13 protein-coding genes and 2 tRNA genes are annotated in these 14,835 nt (G+C 60.1%); 6 read left to right on the top strand and 9 right to left on the bottom strand.

Annotation, left to right across the window (positions count from 1 at the left end; translation table 11 throughout):
* Positions 1 to 123: 123 nt before the first annotated feature.
* Complete coding sequence (locus AQUI_RS0117780; protein ID WP_027258706.1) at positions 124 to 1,104, bottom strand: MBL fold metallo-hydrolase; 981 nt, start codon at positions 1,102 to 1,104, stop codon at positions 124 to 126.
* A 120-nt stretch (positions 1,105 to 1,224) separates the two neighbouring features.
* On the opposite strand from AQUI_RS0117780, the gene AQUI_RS0117775 reads away from it, so the two are divergent.
* The 3 genes from AQUI_RS0117775 to AQUI_RS0117765 all read left to right on the top strand — a co-directional run bounded on the left by AQUI_RS0117775 (position 1,225) and on the right by AQUI_RS0117765 (position 3,702).
* On the top strand, positions 1,225 to 2,160 hold the full coding sequence (locus AQUI_RS0117775; RefSeq protein WP_027258705.1) for a LysR family transcriptional regulator: 936 nt from the start codon (positions 1,225 to 1,227) through the stop codon (positions 2,158 to 2,160).
* A gap of 37 nt (positions 2,161 to 2,197) precedes the next feature.
* Positions 2,198 to 2,273, top strand: a tRNA-Ile gene (locus tag AQUI_RS0117770).
* Positions 2,274 to 2,517: 244 nt separating this feature from the next.
* Positions 2,518 to 3,702 (top strand): coiled-coil domain-containing protein, encoded by a 1,185-nt coding sequence (locus AQUI_RS0117765; protein WP_027258704.1) that lies wholly within the window; start codon positions 2,518 to 2,520, stop codon positions 3,700 to 3,702.
* A 99-nt stretch (positions 3,703 to 3,801) separates the two neighbouring features.
* Here AQUI_RS0117765 and AQUI_RS0117760 read toward each other — a convergent pair whose 3' ends face one another.
* From AQUI_RS0117760 to AQUI_RS0117750, 3 genes are all read right to left on the bottom strand, one after another.
* Positions 3,802 to 4,743, bottom strand: coding sequence for a hypothetical protein (locus AQUI_RS0117760; protein ID WP_027258703.1), 942 nt, complete (start codon positions 4,741 to 4,743; stop codon positions 3,802 to 3,804).
* Positions 4,743 to 5,006, bottom strand: a complete 264-nt coding sequence (locus AQUI_RS0117755) for a spike base protein, RCAP_Rcc01079 family (protein WP_027258702.1) — start codon at positions 5,004 to 5,006, stop codon at positions 4,743 to 4,745. The genes AQUI_RS0117760 and AQUI_RS0117755 overlap by 1 nt, the downstream gene beginning before the upstream one ends.
* 166 nt (positions 5,007 to 5,172) lie before the next feature.
* Entirely contained in the window at positions 5,173 to 6,492 is a 1,320-nt protein-coding gene (locus tag AQUI_RS0117750; RefSeq protein ID WP_027258701.1) for an ATP-binding protein, read from the bottom strand.
* An 83-nt stretch (positions 6,493 to 6,575) separates the two neighbouring features.
* On the opposite strand from AQUI_RS0117750, the gene AQUI_RS0117745 reads away from it, so the two are divergent.
* The 3 genes from AQUI_RS0117745 (at position 6,576) to AQUI_RS0117730 (ending at position 9,854) form a co-directional block, all read left to right on the top strand.
* Positions 6,576 to 7,493, top strand: a complete 918-nt coding sequence (locus AQUI_RS0117745; RefSeq protein ID WP_027258700.1) for an MBL fold metallo-hydrolase — start codon at positions 6,576 to 6,578, stop codon at positions 7,491 to 7,493.
* Positions 7,494 to 7,562: 69 nt separating this feature from the next.
* Positions 7,563 to 7,637 (top strand) — tRNA-Asn (locus AQUI_RS0117740).
* 144 nt (positions 7,638 to 7,781) lie between these two features.
* Positions 7,782 to 9,854 (top strand): tyrosine-type recombinase/integrase, encoded by a 2,073-nt coding sequence (locus AQUI_RS0117730; RefSeq protein ID WP_156916870.1) that lies wholly within the window; start codon positions 7,782 to 7,784, stop codon positions 9,852 to 9,854.
* A 53-nt stretch (positions 9,855 to 9,907) separates the two neighbouring features.
* Here the strand turns inward: AQUI_RS0117730 and AQUI_RS0117725 are convergent, their stop codons facing one another.
* The 5 genes from AQUI_RS0117725 to AQUI_RS0117705 form a co-directional block, all read right to left on the bottom strand.
* The gene (locus AQUI_RS0117725; RefSeq protein ID WP_027258698.1) at positions 9,908 to 10,324 is read right to left on the bottom strand and encodes a hypothetical protein; all 417 of its coding nucleotides are present in this window, start codon (positions 10,322 to 10,324) and stop codon (positions 9,908 to 9,910) included.
* Between the two features lie 11 nt (positions 10,325 to 10,335).
* Positions 10,336 to 10,713 carry a hypothetical protein gene (locus tag AQUI_RS0117720; RefSeq protein ID WP_027258697.1) on the bottom strand — a complete coding sequence of 126 codons (378 nt, stop codon included), beginning with the start codon at positions 10,711 to 10,713 and terminating at the stop codon, positions 10,336 to 10,338.
* A 225-nt stretch (positions 10,714 to 10,938) separates the two neighbouring features.
* Positions 10,939 to 11,460: a 3'-5' exonuclease gene (locus AQUI_RS29375; protein ID WP_051371926.1), complete on the bottom strand. Its 522-nt coding sequence runs from the start codon at positions 11,458 to 11,460 to the stop codon at positions 10,939 to 10,941.
* An 88-nt stretch (positions 11,461 to 11,548) separates the two neighbouring features.
* Positions 11,549 to 12,937: a hypothetical protein gene (locus AQUI_RS0117710; protein WP_027258696.1), complete on the bottom strand. Its 1,389-nt coding sequence runs from the start codon at positions 12,935 to 12,937 to the stop codon at positions 11,549 to 11,551.
* Positions 12,934 to 14,805, bottom strand: coding sequence for a site-specific integrase (locus AQUI_RS0117705; RefSeq protein ID WP_169730810.1), 1,872 nt, complete (start codon positions 14,803 to 14,805; stop codon positions 12,934 to 12,936). Before AQUI_RS0117705 ends, AQUI_RS0117710 begins: the two co-directional genes overlap by 4 nt.
* Positions 14,806 to 14,835: the final 30 nt, after the last annotated feature.

The raw sequence follows: 14,835 nt of genomic DNA, 5'->3' as shown, positions 1-14,835 counted from the left end.
CACTTGGCTCCTTCAAATCGGTTGCGCAGCCTTTAGCGCAAGGCGCATCAGAAGGAAACAAAGGAATCCGCCGCGCCATCACGGACAGCATGGCGGGGTGTTTTCATGGCCTCAATACCCGCCTTAGATGCCAAACTGCCAGGGCGCCGCCTGATAGGCAAAGGCATCGCCCTGCCGCAGCACCCGGCCCAGCGCCGGAAAGTCCAGATGCGCGCCGGTGACCAGCAGATTATCCGCCGCCGCCCGGTCCAGCATCCGCCTCCGTGTCACCGCTGTCAGCGCCGGATCAGTATCAAAGGCGATGGTCCAGTCCGGCAGCGCAAACTGCAGCGCAGTGCTGTGGATCAGGTCGCCCCAGAACAGCAGCCCCTCGCCGCCCGCGTCCAGCATGAAACCAGTGTGGCCCGGCGTGTGGCCCGGCAGCTCCAGCGCGGTGAAGCCGGGGGCGGCTTCTTCCTCGCCCTGCAGCAGTTTCAGCCGGCCGGCATAAGGCGCAACCGAAGTGCGGGCCATGTCAAAGAAGCCGCGGCTGGCTTCGGGCACACCGGCCATGATGGCGTCGTCGTGCCAGAAATCCCATTCCCGCTGCGCCACCACCAATTCGGCGTTGCCAAAAACCTCAGTCCCGTCCGCCCTGATCAGCCCGCCGGAATGGTCCGGGTGGATATGGGTAAGCAGCACCATATTGATGCTCTCGGGCGCCACGCCCGCTGCCGCCAGTCCGGCGCCCAGCGCTCCAAGTCCCGGCCCCATCAGCTGGGCTGTGCCGGTGTCGATCAGCAGCTTCTGTCCGCCGCGCTCCACCAGATAGCCGTTGACCGGGATCTGCAGCGCGTCGTCCTGCAACCGGTGCAGCCCCTGCGCCAGCACCGGTTCCGCCTTGGCTGTGTCGTAGCCATTGAACAGCTGCGTGCCCAAGGGCAGATGCCCGTCCAGAAGCACGGTGATCCGGGCATCTCCCAAGGTGAAAGAATGCGTAACTGGCGCGGCCTCTGCTGCCCCTGACGCAGCCCATGCCCAGCCGCTGCCTGCAAACCCGCCTGCCAGTGCCGCCGCCGGAGCCGCCGCCAGCCCGTTCAAAAATGCTCTGCGATTGATTGTCATAAGAAACTCCGATATCCAATTGAGGAGAATTTTCCTGTGATCCGGAAATAGCCCTGATAGTCCGGGGATTGCAGCCCAGCAGATCCGATAGCAGTTATAAGCAACACAGATAGGCAGACGATGGACAGGTTCACCCTTCTGGAGACATTCACCATTGCCTTGGATGAAGGCAGCCTGAACCGCGCCGCCCAGCGCCGCGGTATCAGCCAATCCGCAGTCAGCCAGCAGATCAAGCAGCTTGAAACTCAAACCGGCCAGCAATTGCTGCACCGCACTGCCAAGGGCATTCACGCCACCCGTGCAGGCGATCTGGTCTACAGCCACGCGCAGGCGCTGCTGTCCGGCTACAACCGGATGACGGCAGAGCTGGACGCGCTGGAGGGCAGCGTCTCAGGCACCTTCCGTATCAGCGTGAACTCCTTTCTGGGGCGCAGCGTGATCGGGCCGATGCTGCTGGACCTGAACCAGCAGCATCCGGACCTGAACATCGTTATGCGGCTGGAGGACCGGCTGGTCGACGTGGTGCGCGAAGGCTACGATCTGGCAATCCGCACCGGGCGGCTGGGGGATACCGACGGGTTCGGACGTAAGATATCGACCCTGGAAACGGTGCTGTTTGCCACGCCCGCATATCTGGACCGCGAAACCCGCCCGCAAAAACCGGAAGACCTGCAGCGGCTCAAATTCATCCAGCACCACGAGGATCAGACCCGCGGTTTCTTCCCGCTGCGCCGCGGCGGGCAGGAATTTCCAGCCCCGGTGCAGGTCGGTTTTACCGCCGATGACCCGGATCTGATCATGCGAGCCGTCAGCAGCGGATCGGGGTATACCCGCGTGCCCCGCTTCATGATCGAAGAGCAGCTTGTTTCCGGCGAATACGAACTGGTCCTGCCCGGGTACGAGGCACCGCTCAAAGAGGTCTTTGCCGTCTACCCCTCCCGCCGCACACCTGACCGGCGCCGGGATCTGACCATCGAGAACACGGTGGCGCGGCTGGAGGCATTGCACCGGCCCCGCACGGCAAATTCACCGGTGCGGCCTGCAATCACTGCTTGACCTCGCCCGCCCCATTTCCTAACCACAAACCCATGGCGGGCCTGTAGCTCAACGGTTAGAGCAGAGCGCTCATAACGCTTTGGTTGCAGGTTCGAATCCTGCCGGGCCTACCACCGTCCCCGCCAAGACACCGGTTCGACAGGACTGTTGATACCCCTCATCGCAAAGCTGATTTTCCGTCCTGAAACAGCAGATGCCATTCTGGTCTTAGGCCTGGCAGGAAGCTTTTGCTTTTTTCTAACCGTCTGATGGCTAAAGCGGCCAATGAGCAGGCCGGTTTATTCGTTTCGTTGTGTTTCCAAGCTGTTTGATGGCGTCCAACCGGCCAATTGACCTTTAAAGGCACAAAAGAGCACAATGGCAACCGAAAAACTCACAATCATCAAGGCAGACGTCAAGAACGAGGTGGCCAAGGCTGTGAAGCCGAAGTTTGTTCAGCTCGGCAATATGAATTTTGCGGCAACCGTGGAAGTCGATAAGAAAGTCGCCGCCGAACTGGACACTGACGCCCGCTTTGTCGCCAAACTGTATGATGACGCTACCAAGGAATACAAAAAGCTTCTGGCCGAATGCAGCCTGCGTGTCAGCCAGGCAAACGATCTGGGCTCGGTGCTGCCGCTGACCGATAAGGAGTGCAAAGAGCTGGACGCCGACCTCAAGAAGATCTTTGCGAAGTACGAAAAATCGACCGAACAGGTGGCAGCCAAACATTTCGACAAGTGGAAGCAGGCCAACAAGGACCGCAAGAAGTACCGCATCAAGGTGGTCAGCGCGATTGTCCTGGGCAGCGTTTGCGCCATCGGCAGCACCGCCTCATTGGCGGCGGGTGCGGTGACCGGCGGCGTGTCGATTGCCGCCAGCATTTACGGCATCGCGCAAAGCATCGTCTCGGTGGCGCGCGCAGTTCAAAAGGTGACGTCTGACATCGCCAAGATCCATGGCGAACTGGAGAAAGCGCTGAAACAGCTGGTCTCGGAATATCAAAAGCAATCCAAGGCCAAAGTGAAGGCCAAGGAGATCGGCAAGGAATTCCTGGCCGATTTTCTGATGATTGAAACCGCGGGCTTCAACCGGGTGGACAAGCATCTGGAGACATACAAGGCCAAGCTCAAGAACATCGACCTGGAAATTGCGGGCCTCGGCAAAGAGCTGAACAAGCTGCTGGACAAGCAGGGCAAGCTCGACAAGGAGATCGAGAAGAAGCTGGGCAAGATGGCCAAGGACCGCAACTATAAAAGCAAGAAACTGGACGGGCTGTTCGCAGCCATGGAAGCGGCCCGCAAAGCCACGGCGCAGCTGATTAAGGATATCGAGGCTTATCACGTCAGCATCAAGCCGGCCGAGAAATTCCGCGACAATGCACAGAAGGCCGTTGATGCCTTGCGCCACAAGGATCCGGTCTGGACCAAATGGGCAATCTGGATCGGCAGCCTGGGCCTTGCAACCGCAGTGACCAGCATCGCATCGGGCGGGGAAAACCTGATCAAGGCCGCCTCGGCAATAGAACAGGGTTTCACCGCGCTGTCCAAGGAACTCGCCTGAACCTGGCAACACACTTACGGGCCGCTGAAGACAGCGGGCCGCAAGCAGCCTGTCCGGACCAGCCCTGGCAAGGTATTGCACCCCCAGCCTCGCCCCCGGTCACACCCCGCGCTTGCTATTGAGCCAGGCAGTCAGGTTTGCGGTCTCCACTGTTGTCAGCGCCCTATTGGCGACACCATAAGCGTAAAGCCTTTGACTGACCGGAAAATCCCGAGGCCCCGCTGTGATGGTCTGGCCGCCGTTGATCACCACACCGGTTTCATCCGCGCGCCATTCGGTGGCGTCCGCCCCCAGATCCGGAAGCGGTACCGTCAGCCTATCGCCGGCCTGGTCGTTTGACAGATACCAGGCACCGCTGCCCGGCTCCTGCATCAGCAGGGGCCTGAAGCTGTCCCCCCCCTCCTGCAACGCAGGGAGGCCAGGGAGATGGCGGACCGAAACAGCGCGCACCGATCCCTGGGTCGCGGGCGTGCCCTCGATCCAGAAGTTGCCGCCGGCCCCGTCGCCGCGCAGCAGGACCTCAGCCATGCCATTGGCGACCTGCCAGGGGCCAATGCCCGCATCATCCGCGCTGGTCCCCACCCTGGCGCGAAAGCCCCCCGACAGAAAGCCGAAGACTTCGAACGAGACGAGGTACCAATCCCCTACTACGATCCCGGCCCCATCCTTGTAGACATAGGATGTGCCGGAACCATCGCCGGTGCAGGTAAAACTGCCGTCGCCATTGCCGGCGAAGTTCCCGATGGTTGAGTACGGTGCCGCGAACAGCTCCGCCCCCTGCCCGCTGAGACGCTGCGCCAGCGGCCCGGCGCCCGCAGCGGCCATAACGCCCTGTGCGCCATCCAGTATCAGCGCCACCGGATCGTCAGGGCCGGCCACCCGCACCCGTCCTTTGATGTCCTGAAACATCCCGCCGGTGCTGGACGGATCCCAATAGCCTCCAAGCGCGCCGGGTGAATCAAACAGCGCACCGGGCGTGAACGGGTACTGAGCAGCCCCCTGGCCGGTCAACCTGGTGGCGGAATGGCCCAGCCCCAGCATCAGTACCACCCGGCCACGGATGCAGTCGTACCGGTCGCTTCGATACCCGCTGCGGAAAACCCGATGGTCTCGCCTGCAGAGACCGCATAAGTGATGATTGTGCCCGCCTCATCGCGCAGCACCAGATCCCCCGAAGCCAGCACCCGCAGCACCCGTGGCCGGACCGGCAGGTCGGTCCCGTCCTGCGGCGTGATCACCAAGTGATGGGTGGCGGGGCTTTCCAGCCCGCGGCGGTGGTTGGAAAATGGATCAATCTGAGGCATGAGAGCTCTCCCAACAGTGTTTCTTTCCCGGACAAGCTGCCCGGGGCCCGATTGATAGCTGCAAAGAAAGAAGATTGGGAAAAGCAGGCGTGCGCTGCGGGCCGCCGCCGCGCAACACCTGATGGCTTGCCCCTCCCCGTGCTCGGCGGCGATTGGATTGAAACGTTCAGCGCGCGATTACGATGTCAGCCTTCAACCCGCCCAGCTCCGGACTTTCGCCCAGCCGCAGGGTGCCGCCGTGGGCACGTGCAATGTCAGCCACAATCGCCAGCCCCAATCCCACGCCTGAGCCCCGGTCCTGGTTGCGCGCCGGGTCCAGCCGGGTGAAGGGGCGGATGGCATCGCCGCGCTGGCCGGCCGGAATGCCCGGGCCGTCATCCTCGACCCGGATGCGCATTGAGCGCTCGGTCAAGGCCACAGAAACCCGCGCCTGGGAGCCATAGCGCACAGCGTTGGAAATCAGGTTCTCCACCGCCCGGCGCACCGGCTGGCGGCGCAGCATCACCTCTCCCTCGCCGGACATCCCGCCCAGCGTCACCTGCTTTTCCTGGCGCTGCCAATCGCAGATGATGGTGCGGACCAGGTCTTGCGGATCCACCGGTTCCGGCTCGCTGACCGTCGCCCCCCGGGAAAAATCCAGGAACGCATCCAGAAGCGCCTGCATTTCATCCACGTCGCGCAGCATCGGCGCGGCGTCCTCCTCGTCCAGCATCGCCAGTTCCAGCTTCATCCGCGTCAGCGGCGTGCGCAGATCATGGCTTACCCCCGACAGCATCAGCGTGCGCTGCTCAATCTGCCGCTCAAGCCGGGCGCGCATATCCAGAAAGGCGCTGCCGGCCGCCCGCACCTCCAGCGCGCCGGCGGGTGAATAGGGCACTGCCCTCCCGCGCCCGAAAGCCTCGGCCGCATTGGCCAGCCGTTTGATCGGGCGCAGCTGGTTGCGCATGTAAAGGAAGGAAATCAGCATCATCAGAAAGCCGAACAACAGCATGGTGACGATCAGCTGATGCGGTGCTGCAGCAGTTACCCGGCGGCGGTCAAAGCTGAGCTCCACCAGCCCGTGCGCGGTGCCGAAATAGACCTGCACCGTGCGATCTGCGGGGAACCGCGCTGACAGAAATCCCGGAAACGTCTTTTCCAGCTCCTCGCGCACCACCCTGCCGGAGAACTCGATCAGGCTGAACTGATCTTCCGGCAGCGGCGCACCGGGCGGCAGAAACTGCGCCTGCATGTTCAGCGGCTGCAGCAGCGGCCCCATCTGCGCCAATGCGGCCTCCTGATCCGGCGCCGCATCCACCACCTGCCGCAGCAGTTCAAACTCGCGCTGGATGGTGGCCGTCATCTGCACGGTCACATCCTCCAGATCGCGTTTGATAAACACGACGGACACCACAATCTGCAGCGCCACGATGGGCACCACCAAGATCAAAGCCGCACGGGCATAAAGGCTGCGCGGCATATATCGTTTGAGCCATTTGAAGAACATGGGCTAAGCCTATAGGGCGCTTGGAAAAGAAGGAAGACGGTCCAGGCACGCACCAGCCAGGAAAACAGCAGCGGAGCAAAACCATGCAGGCACCAGATGATTTCAACCCGCAGGTCGGTCTGGCCGAGGAGCTGGAACCCGGCCTGTGCCGCATTCTGGCCCAGAATCCCTCGCCGATGACCTATCGCGGCACCAATACCTATGTGATCGGCAGCAGCGGGCTGGCTGTCATTGATCCGGGGCCGGAGTCCGGACCGCACCTTGCGGCGATCCTGGCCGCGGTGCAGCCGGGCCAGAAGATTACCCATATCATCGTGACCCACAGCCATCTGGACCATTCGCCGCTGGCCCGGGCGCTTGGCCGGGAAACCGGAGCGCCGGTCTATGCCTTTGGCGGGCCCGCAGCCGGGCGCAGCGCAGTCATGCGCCAGCTGGCCGCCGACGGGCTGGCCGGCGGCGGCGAGGGCATCGACACCGAATTCTCACCGGACACTGCCCTCGGTGACGGCGAATTCATACGCGGTGACGGCTGGGAACTGGAGGTCATCCACACGCCCGGCCACCTCGGCAATCACATCGCCCTGGCTTGGGGCGATGCCTGCTTCACCGCCGATCATGTGATGGGCTGGGCCAGTTCTCTGGTCTCGCCGCCGGATGGCGACTTGACGGATTTCATGGCCTCCTGCCGCCGCCTGCGCCAGCGCGACTGGCGTGTTTTCCACCCTGGTCACGGCGCCCCGATCCACGATCCTGCCGGACGGCTCGATTGGCTGATCGCCCACCGCGCATCCCGCGAGGCCGCAATTCTGGACGCTCTGCAGCAAGCGCCGGCCAACGCAGCCTCTTTGGCCCGGCAGATCTATACCGAGACCCCGCCGGCTTTGCTAAAGGCAGCTGAACGCAACGTTTTTGCTCACCTTGTTGACCTCTCCGGCCGCAAGCTGGCCGCACCGCAAGGCGTCCTTTCCGCCACCGCCGTATTCGAGCAGCGCAGCGGCTGATTCTTTTCAAAAAAGTCCTTCACGCCCTCTGGACGCCTGATCCCGAGGACGTTATACGGCACGGACCGTTCCGGCGTAGCTCAGCGGTAGAGCAGTTGACTGTTAATCAATTGGTCGTAGGTTCGATCCCTACCGCCGGAGCCAATCTTCCCGCAAGGGCTTGATTGCAAACAAAAAATCCCGCTCCGAATTTTCGGGCGGGATTTTTTGTTGCACAAAGCTTTGCACAAAGACTTGCACGGAATTCCCGCCCCCTTGCCCGGCACCTCCCAACCGACGGAGGCGCATTTGGCCATTTCCCAACCCCACCTCGAAAGACGCAAGACAGGTTTCTTCTGGCGCCGGCGCGTGCCGACGCGGGCATCAAACCGGTTCAAACCAACTTTTTTCTGTTTTCCGCTGCGAACGCACGTCCCCCGCGAAGCCGCAGAGCTTGCCCGACGATTGACTTCGATCAGCGAGCTCTGCTTCGACGCGGAGTCCGAAGTGCGCCCGGAAATTTTCACATCCATTCTAACCGGATATGCCCGGTTTGAAATCGATGCATTCGACCACCTGCGCGCCCTTTCCGGGCCGCGCACCCGGCAGGCCGCAGAAACCGCGCTGGAAATCGAAGCCGCCGCCAGGGCCTCCCTGAGGGATGCCATCTTCCTGTGTGACCACTCCGTGGCCATTTCTCCCATCCATGATACGGCTCGCCGCCTTGGCCTGGAGATTGAAGAAGACGATGAGGATATTCCGGTCCTGATGGCCAGGATGGTACGCCTGATGGTCGAGATCAGCGAAGAAAAGGACCGCCGTGCCAAGGGCATATTCTCAGATACCCAGCCCTATCTTCAGATGGCGCTGCACACTGAACGGCCCTCTCCGGCTCCTCAACATGCTCGCTGCATGGATCCAGCCCCGGAATCCAGTGAATTTCTTCCGGAACAACCAGCTCTCAAGGCGGAAGAAAAGGGGCCTGCCAACTCCATTCGGACTGTCAGCGATGACGAAATCCAGAAAAGTGACGTGTTTTTTCAACGCGCCGGGCTGAAAATCTCCGTGAGCAACGAACCGGCGCCCCCAGCCCGCACCCTTGATGGAAGCCCAGCGAGCCTCCTCGACCTTTGGGATGGGTGGTTCAAGGCCAAGGAGAAAGGTCAAAGGCAGGAAGGCGCCTATGAATTTGAGGACGCGGAACTGGGGGATAATTTCACCAGGAATTCTGATACCGTTCAATCCACGCGAAAGCTGATTGCGGACATGTTTGGAACCCAGCCGATCGACCAGATGCTGGACAGCGATTGGAAAGCATTCAATGACATGCTCTTTCAACTACCCCAAGGCCATGGGAAATCTCCGCTGCACAAGAAATTGCACTGCTCCGAGATCATCACTCGGGCGCGGAAAAAAGCCGAGCAGGAAGTGCGCAAAGCTGAACTGAGGATCAAGAAGCAGAAGCTATCTGACGACGCAGCCGAAGCCCTGCGGCACAAAGCAAAACTGAAGACCCTGGCACCGCGTACCGTGCAGCGGCATCAGGCCTATCTGAACATGGCCATCAACCATGCCGTCGAAAAGGGCGTCATTTCCCACAATCCGTTCAAGCGATTTGTGCTAAGCGAAAAAACAATCACAGAGTTGCGGAAGGCGCGGCCTGACACGTCCCGGAAGCTCTGGCATGACGATTTCCAGGTCATGCTGGCCACGGAAAAATGGAATTCCCCGAAGACCCGGATCAACGATCATATCTACTGGGTGCCTCTGATCTGCCGTCTCGCCGGCCTGAGAAGCGAGGAAGTCCTTCAATTGGGCCCGAAAAACGTGCGGTCCGAGGATGGAATTTTCTATTTCGACATCATCCGCGGAACTGGCACGAGCCTGAAGAGCAACAATGCGCGCCGGCTCATACCGATCCACTCCCAGCTGATCGAGCTTGGCTTTCTGGAACTCGTTGCGCATCAGCGAAAACTCGGTCGATCGCGGCTGTTCGACCTGGTGTCGCGCTCAAAGACGAAGAAGGCGAACTTCACGGCAAACTTCACCAAGAATTTCACCTATTACCGCAAAAGCCGGGGAATCTACTGCGAGCGCATGGATCTGCATGCATTGCGCACCAGCTGCAACACGAAGATGGTCGAAAACGCGCTGCCGGATACCGCTCGCCGTTATCTCATTGGCCACAAGAACGGGGATGTGGGCATCATCAATTATTTGCCTGAAGGATTTCCACTCAAAACCCTGAGGGTGTATATCGAGATGGACCAGATCGACATCTCGATGATCACCAGGCGTTTCGGCAAGGCGGAAAAGCCACGCAAAGGCCCCTACCTTGCGGTTGAAGACGGTGTTGAAGTGCCGAAACCGAAATCGGCCTGACAGCATGGAAGCCGAATGGACCGCACCTCCGCAAAGCGGAGGTGCGGCCGTTATCAACTGAACTGATCGGCGATGATCCTGGCACGGCGCATATCTATCACATGCTGGCGGGCATGTTTGAACGCCTTCCATTGCTCGATCAGATCCCGGCACCGCTGAAGCTCCGTGGTTCGCAGCTCGTCGCCGCTTGTGTTCCGATAAAGGGCTCGGGTGCCGTAACCCTCGAGACGGTCGTCGAGATACTGGACGATGGCCTTTTCGATCAGCTCGAGGATAGTTTCGTCCCGGCTGTCGAACAGAATTCCGTCTTCCAGCCGGTCGAGTGTTGGTGCCAGTTGTCTCAGCCGCAGACTTTCATCCTCGATGTTGGTCTCTTGCCATTCCTGCGCAAACCAGCGGGCAGTTTTTACCGCCCATAGTGCCGCACGTTCCAGAGGCGTTTCCGGATCGAATTCAGTATCATACTGCATTTGAACCTCCCTTACGCAGCGATGTCGAAATCAAAGACCGGCAGATCAGACGCAGCATCGATGGCGCGCATGTGATCTTCCAGGCGGTCTGTCAGAAGACAAATCTCCTCGACCATCGGATCCATCGGATCGATTTCCGCGAAGAGCTCGGTTTCCAGGCGCATAGGGTCACCAACGTATTTCAGGGTGAACAGCTCGTGCAGGGCGACGAGATCGTGACGTGCACGACGGGTCAGCTGCCGGGTCACTCCCAGATGATCCAACAGATGTTGAACGCGTTTCAGGGCCTTTCCGCCGCCCAAGACGAGGGCAGCATTTTGTAAGCCCTCATTATTCTCAGAAAGAAAGAGAAAGAGGGCCTGAACGGCAGGTGAAGGGGATGTGTGCATAGCGCGGCTCCTTGATTGATGTGTGGTTTGCTGCCTCCAAGGACAGCTCAAGAAGAGTTCGGAGCGTCGCTGTGATTTTTCTTTTCTGGTTTTGGATGGCGTTGATTTCTGCGCGGTCTCACATAGAAGACTGCGCAAAAACAAAGACCTTCGAAATCTGCTTGATTGTGATCTCTGCCGAGTGCTGGCACCTTCTTCGGCAGTCAATTCCTCACTGGGAAGGCCTCATTCCTTGCTCTCCCGACACCCTGTCAGCCAGGCCCTGGCCAGCTTGGCCGCATCGTCACCCGCGCGATGAATGGTCTTTTCGCTTGTCAAATGGCCGTAAACTTCATGCAGACGTCCTGGAGCTATCTGACCGTCCATTTCCGAAAAGGCCCACCAAACCACCCGGTCAAAATCATCGATCCTGATTTCATGCTGTTCACAGGCTGTCTTAATAAGCCGGTCGAGCCAACGCTGATCAAATTCCGGCGCATCGCTGACAACGAGCTTTCCGTCAAGCTTGTCCCGAAGCCACAAGGCCACGCCATCAGCTGGCTCTGCCGCGTTAAGGGCCATTCTTGGGATGCCATGGACAGCTTCGCTTTCAGTGTGCCAGTCATCCATCGACCAAGACGGATCCGGCCGGATGAGTTTGGCCTCGGCAGCAACCTGACCGTTGTCCACCCAAGCGATACCGACTTCGATGGGCCAGCTTTTGGGCGCCAGACTTGACGCTTCGAAATCGAGGAAAACAGGTTCCATGGTTCTTCCTTTTCTCAGGGTTGGAGGACGCTTTTCAGCGCATTCTCACCTCGAGGGATGCGCTGAAAAGCGCGCCTCCAAGCCCGTTTCAGGTGAATTCAAAGAGCTTCAAGTTCACGCCGCCGACCATATCCTCAAAGGCTTTCTGTCCTTGCAGGCGCTGTGCTTTTGCAACCATTTGGTCTTGGTAATCCGCGGCTGTCCGTGGTGATTTCTGGCCGTTGGCCGCCAGGGCCATGTCCGTTCCAGCGGCCCCCAACTCGATACCCAGAAAGGTGTGCAGGATGGTGCGGGCAATATGCTCGCCGGTGCCGAAAACACTGCGCCAGCAATCGGATATATAATTGTACCCCACACCTACCCCGTCGTTTCGAACGAAGAGCGGCCGATTGGACTTCAGGCAGCCATTGCGCATCTGGTCGAGCCAGGCCTCGTCACACCCCCTGAGGATCAGTGCATCAATGAATACATTCAGCCGGGGATCAATTTCCGCGTCATAAGTCTCATCATCCTTGGACAGGGTGATGTGCAGCTCATATCGCCCTTGCCGCCACGACAGGTGCTCCCCGAATACAAGCCGTGTATCCGCCAAGCGGACCGGCAGCACAGAAAACAGCGCCAAAGCAGCGGCGGTGTTTCTCAACGCCTGGCGCGAGCGTGGGCATGTCAGGCTTTCCGCCTCCTTCAGAAACTCCTCCGCGCGGCCGATGATCGCTACCGGCGAATATCCGGTTTTCTGCAGCTTTTCATACTTCTTCTTTGGAGCTTTGCGGGCCTGATCCTCAGCCTTTCGCAGGAGCTGCGACAATAGCTCCTGCGCCTCCTGGTCGGCGCCGACATAGCGGGCAGATTTCTTCAATGCAGAGAAAGAGGCCAGCTGTGTCGCGGCGGCCAGCCCGCGTCCACGCATGTCGCGGGTGAAGGCCTTCACTGCCTCAACCGAGATTTCCTCCGGCACCCCGGCCTTTCTGGCCGAACAGGCCAGCTGCCTCAGCTTCATTCTGTATGTCGGGATCATTTTGGGAGACGGTGCAATGACACCGTCCCCGTCAAAGCCCGCCGCCATGTCTGCCAGCGCGCTTTTCCAGTGTTCTGGCAGTTCCTCCTCCGGAATCGACACCCTGAGCCTGCGCCGCCTCGGCGCCGAGGCCGCCGGCTTCCGGGTCTGCGCCTCTTTCCGGCGGATGGCGTCGGTCAGGACGAGGATGGCGGGCTGGGCCGGGAAAACCGCCTGCATCGCCTTTTTCAAGGCGCGCAGGCGGTTGGCGGACCGATACCCGGCATCGAATGACAGGCAGTCCGAAACCGAAAGTTCCCATATCGAAGCAATCTGCCTGCCTTCAATGAAGGCGAGGAAATCATCGAGGACACGCAATTGCGGCGCGGTGACAGCCCTCATGTTCAGCGTTGCGGCCAAGGGATCCCATCGCGGGTGCTGCAGGATTTCCGGAACGGTCCGGCGATCAGGTTTCTTCATGCCTTCAGCCTCGTCAGATCGAGCACGTATTTCTGCACCTCGGAGCGCTGCACGCGTTTGTTGACCCAGCCATAGTTTTTCCTGGCAGTGCCGACGGTGTCGTCGAGCAGCCGCTCGAGCAGGTCCCACCTTCCCGGGTTGGCTTCGATCAGCAGCGAGGCCAAGCCGTGGCGGAAATTATGCGGGGTCATCGGCAGGCCGGCAGCACGGGTTTCGCGCTTGAACCAGCCGAGAAAGGTCTCGTAGGGCAGATTGCCCTCCGCAATAATCCCGGGAAACAGGAAATCGCTGCTATCCGCACCCGGATACAAGGGACGGATCGTTTCCATGTACCATTCGATCACTTCGAGCCCGTTCAGGTTGCCGCGTTCGATCGGCGCCCAGATCTCACTGTCGTTCTTGGTGTGCTCCGGCGACAGCGTGATTGTCGCGTGATCGGTCATCCTGCCCGGCAGATGGAATGTGATGTTATCGCCGCGGATTGCCAGCGCCAGCGCGTTGTCGATGCGGATCGGTGCCCCGCGGGTTTCGAGCGCGCAGACGGCCGCCACCGAACCGATGGAACGCACTTCCTCAATCTCTCTCGAGGTCATTGCCCGCCCACCCGCCGTGAAGTTGTTGAGGAGCTTTTGGGCCCGGTTGCGCAGCTGCACGTGCAGGGAAAGGAAGGTCAGGGTCAGTTTCTGCGATCCCAGCAGAGTTTCACAGAAAGTCCGCGCGCCGGGTGACATATGGCCGCCCTGCTTCTTCCCCTGCTTCAAAAACCGGTTGTTTGCGAGCTGCGCCTTCATCGCATCCGGCGGCAGGCCGTTACGCGTCATCACGACGTAGATGGCCTTCAAGTAGTCATGTGCCGTTCGGGCGGTGATCCTGCCAGCCCCATCCATGTCAGACGACCACCTGCGCACGACCTGGACTGCATTTTCAGGAGAAAGAAGTTCCCTCAGCCCAAGGTCCGTCTCCAAACCAGCGCATCCCGACAGGGTGCTGACGAACTTGCGCAACGCCGCTGTCTTGAAGGACTTGTCATCCTCAGAGGTCCCTTCCTCGTATCTATCCTCGACCGGATCGTATTCTCCACGCGTCGCGTTGAGCACCCAGTCTCTGATTTCAGCGGCGACGTGATCCGGGATACCCGGCAGGATGTTGGCACGCAGAACCGCGGGTTCGGCAAACGGCTCGGGCGGAAGCAGCGGCCGAACCGAAGACAGGTACCGGAAATGATTCAGTTGCCGAAAAGCGGATTGCAGGGATTTCCATTCATTTGATCCCAAACGTGGCCGCAGCCCGCACAGCCATTCCTGGGAAATTTGGCTGGGGTCTTTGCCATGCTGCCGGGCAAGATCGGCCAGCTTCCGGATTGGGATCAGCACTTGGTGCGGATACATTGCCTCTTCGGGCATGCCGGTGAGCGGCTCCAGAGCATCGATCAGCTCCGCCCAGGCGTCTTGCCGCGCCCGGCGCTCCTGTTCTTCCTGCAGCTGCCCGGTGGCCCCTTTGATGGCGGCGGACACTTTCCGGCGCCAGGCCTTGTAGGCCTTCTCGGTCTTGAAATGCCGGGGATCGAAACCGCCCAGCGGAAAGCGTCGCTTAAATTCATCCAGATCGGCCGGAATGTCTTGCAGGTGCCGGTTCTTGTACAACTCACTGCACCGCTTGACCGGGGAGACGTAGTCTTTCTTGTCTTGCGCGATGGTCCAGTCCAGCACGTTCTGGAATGTCATCGGCGCGATGGGTTTGAAAAAGCTCATGAAGGCCTCTTTTCTTGTCCGCTGAATGACAAATTGGCCGTTATTCCCCAAACCGAAGCCGAAAATGACAAATAATCCTCCACTTGCCGCTGCCGAAATTTCGGGGGCGTTTGTCATTTTGTCCGCTCGGCCTGTCATCTGTCCGTT

This window comes from Leisingera aquimarina DSM 24565 (assembly GCF_000473165.1).
GTDB lineage: Bacteria > Pseudomonadota > Alphaproteobacteria > Rhodobacterales > Rhodobacteraceae > Leisingera > Leisingera aquimarina.
This window is presented reverse-complemented; position numbering and strand designations above follow the sequence as displayed.